The organism is Devosia sp., assembly GCF_041917035.1.
GTDB lineage: Bacteria > Pseudomonadota > Alphaproteobacteria > Rhizobiales > Devosiaceae > Devosia_A.
Genome location: NZ_JAYRYM010000351.1, coordinates 1 through 2,938, shown reverse-complemented (window position 1 = coordinate 2,938; position 2,938 = coordinate 1). Strand labels below are relative to the sequence as shown.

At 67.5% G+C, this 2,938-nt stretch carries 3 protein-coding genes and 1 pseudogene; 3 read left to right on the top strand and 1 reads right to left on the bottom strand.

The window, feature by feature from the left end; all coding sequences use genetic code 11:
* Positions 1 to 265: DUF2312 domain-containing protein (locus tag ACE3TU_RS20850; RefSeq protein WP_374627745.1), on the bottom strand; the 265-nt coding region annotated here is incomplete at its 3' end.
* Positions 266 to 474: 209 nt separating this feature from the next.
* Between ACE3TU_RS20850 and ACE3TU_RS20845 the strand changes: the two genes are divergently transcribed.
* The 3 genes and pseudogenes from ACE3TU_RS20845 to ACE3TU_RS20835 all read left to right on the top strand — a co-directional run.
* Positions 475 to 1,101 (top strand): DUF1036 domain-containing protein, encoded by a 627-nt coding sequence (locus tag ACE3TU_RS20845; protein WP_374627743.1) that lies wholly within the window; start codon positions 475 to 477, stop codon positions 1,099 to 1,101.
* A complete protein-coding gene (gene pyk, locus ACE3TU_RS20840) occupies positions 1,098 to 2,534 on the top strand; it encodes a pyruvate kinase (protein WP_374627741.1) in 1,437 nt (478 codons plus the stop codon). The genes ACE3TU_RS20845 and pyk overlap by 4 nt, the downstream gene beginning before the upstream one ends.
* A 161-nt stretch (positions 2,535 to 2,695) precedes the next feature.
* Positions 2,696 to 2,938: pseudogene (locus ACE3TU_RS20835) on the top strand (hypothetical protein); the annotation flags it as partial.

The window sequence follows — 2,938 nt, the reverse complement described above, 5'->3', positions numbered from 1 at the left end:
CCTCGCGCGGCGCCGATGCCATGCCGAGCGCCGTCATGTAGAGCTCCAGCAGCGCTTCCTGTTCCAGGCGTTCGTTGTGGTCCTGCTTGCGGATCGACACGATCTTGCGCAGCACCTTGGTGTCGAAGCCGTTGCCCTTGGCCTCGGCGTAGACCTCCTTGATGTCGCCCGCGATGGCGGCCTTTTCCTCCTCGAGCCGCTCGATGCGCTCGATGAAGGCCTTGATCTGGTCCTGCGCGACGCTGTCGGGGGAAACGGTAGCCATCTTCGTCCTCGTTCGAAACTGCCCTCTTCAACCTGTTTGATCACCCCGGTTCAAGCCCGGAACCGACCAATTCACATCGCTGAAGCCTTGCACCCCGCAATTCCGACAAAACGCAGCGTTAGCGATTGACACGGCGCGGGGTGCTTTGCACAACACCACCGCTGCAAACGATTGCACGTGGCGTCCGGGTCGATCCATTGCGCTATCTTATGGCCATCGCTGGTTTGCTCGCTGCGGCGTTCGTGGCGCTGGCCGTCTGGTTCCTCGTGCCGCGTGCGGAGATTTCCTCGGGAACGGCCCAGGCGCAGGACGTTTCCCCCGCCCCCGAGGCCCCCGCCGAGATCGCTGCCGAAAACGGTGGCACGGGTGACTTCCGGGTGTGCAACGAGACCTCAAATCGCGTCTCGGTCGCCTTCGGCTACCGGGCCGACAAGGGCTGGCAGTCGGAGGGGTGGTGGGTCGCCGAGCCCGGCGTCTGCGTGACCGTCTATCGGGGAGACCTCGGGACCCGGCGCTACTACTACCTCTATGCCGCCGACGACATCGGCGGCGGCGCCTGGGACGGCAACGTCTACATGTGCACGCGCGACGAGAGCTTCACCATCTTCGGGGTTGAGGATTGCCTGGCGCGCGGCTACGAACGAACGGGCTTTTTTGAAGTCGATACGCAAAACAAGAGCAACTGGACGCTGCAGCTGACCGAGGGAGAGGTGGTCGGCGGCGACGCGGAGGGGACGGAAGAGACCCTGCCGCTGGAAGGCGATCTGCCGGGCGAAGCTGACGACGCAGGCCAGACCGACGACACTCCCACTGATGAAGGTGCACCCCTCCAATGAGACGCATGAGACGCGTGAAGATCGTCGCCACACTGGGCCCTGCGTCCAACGATGAGGCCACCATCGAGAAGCTGGCCCGGGCCGGCGCCGATGTGTTCCGCATCAACATGAGCCATGCCAGCCACGACCTGCTCAAGCAGACGGTGACGCGCATCCGTAATGTCGAGGAGCGCCTGCGCCACCCGATCGGCATCCTCGTCGACCTGCAGGGGCCCAAGCTCCGGGTCGGCAAGTTCGGCGAAGGCGCGGTGCACCTGGCGGCCGGCGCCCGCTTCGTGCTCGACGGCTCCGACGAGCCGGGCACCGGCGAACGGGTCAAGCTGCCCCACCCCGAGATCATCGAATCGGTGTCGGTCGGCGACCGGCTGCTGCTCGACGATGGCAAGCTGCAGCTCAGGGCGACGCGCGTCGGCGGCGGCTCGGTCGAAACCGAGGTGATCTATGGCGGCAAGCTGAGCGACAAGAAGGGCGTCAGCCTGCCCGACACCCTGCTGCCGGTCGGCGCCCTCACCGAGAAGGATCATGCCGACCTGCTCAAGGGCCTCGAGGCGGGCGCCGACTGGATCGCGCTCAGCTTCGTGCAGCGTCCGGAAGACATCATCGACGTCAGGAAGATCGTGCAGGGCCGGGCCGGCGTCATGGCCAAGATCGAGAAGCCGCAGGCCGTCGAGCGGCTCGAAGAGATCATCAAGCTGTGCGACGCCTTCATGATCGCGCGCGGCGACCTCGGCGTGGAAATGCCGCTCGAACAGGTCCCGGGCCTGCAGAAGCGGATGATCCGCATTGCCCGCCGCTACGGTAAGCCCGTGGTGGTCGCCACCCAGATGCTGGAATCGATGATCAGTTCGCCGGTGCCGACCCGCGCCGAGGTGTCGGACGTCTCGATCGCCGTGTTCGAGGGTGCCGATGCCGTCATGCTCTCGGCCGAAAGCGCCTCGGGCCAGTATCCGGTCGAGTCGGTCACCATGATGAACAAGGTGGCGATGGCGGTGGAGTCCGACGTCAACTACCGCGGCATCATCCGGGCGCAGGCCGCCGAGCCCGAGGCCACCGCCGCCGACGCCATCTCGGCCGCCACCCGCCAGGTTGCCGAAACCCTCGATCTGGCAGCCATCGTCACCTACACCTCCTCGGGTTCCACCGCCATCCGCGCGGCGCGCGAGCGGCCTGCCAAGCCCGTCCTCGCCCTCTCGCCCAACCTGCGCACGGCACGCCGGCTTGCGGTGGTCTGGGGCGTGCAGTGCGTCGAGACGCCGGACGCGGTCAACCTCGAGGACATGGTCGATCGGGCCTGCGTCATCGCCTACCAGGAGGGGCTGGCCCGGCCGGGCGACCGCATCGCCATCACGGCCGGTATCCCGCTCGGCACCCCCGGCGCCACCAACATGCTCCGCATTGCCTTCGTCCGGCAGGACGGCGCCGGGTCCTCGTAAGGGCGGCCCGCTCAATACCCCCTCCCGTTCTCTCCCGCATAGGGGGAGCCGCGGATCGAGCCTCCGGTCGGGCCTGGCCTCGACCACCGGCGGACACCCTCCCCCTTGCGGGGAGGGTCGGGGAGGGGGTAGCCACAGGCACCCACTCGAAAGGTTTCCCCATGACCACCGCCCTCGACGCCACCCTCGCCCATGTCGACGCCCATCTCGATGAGAGCGTCGAGCGGCTGAAGACGCTGGTGGCGATCAAGTCGATCTCCACCGACCCGGCCTTTGTCGGCGAGGTGCACCGGGCCGCCGACTGGCTGGCTGCCGAGATCGGGGCGCTGGGCTTCAGCTCTTCCGTCCGCCCCACGCCCGGCCATCCGGTGGTGATCGGGCACGATCTCGCCGCCGCCGGACCG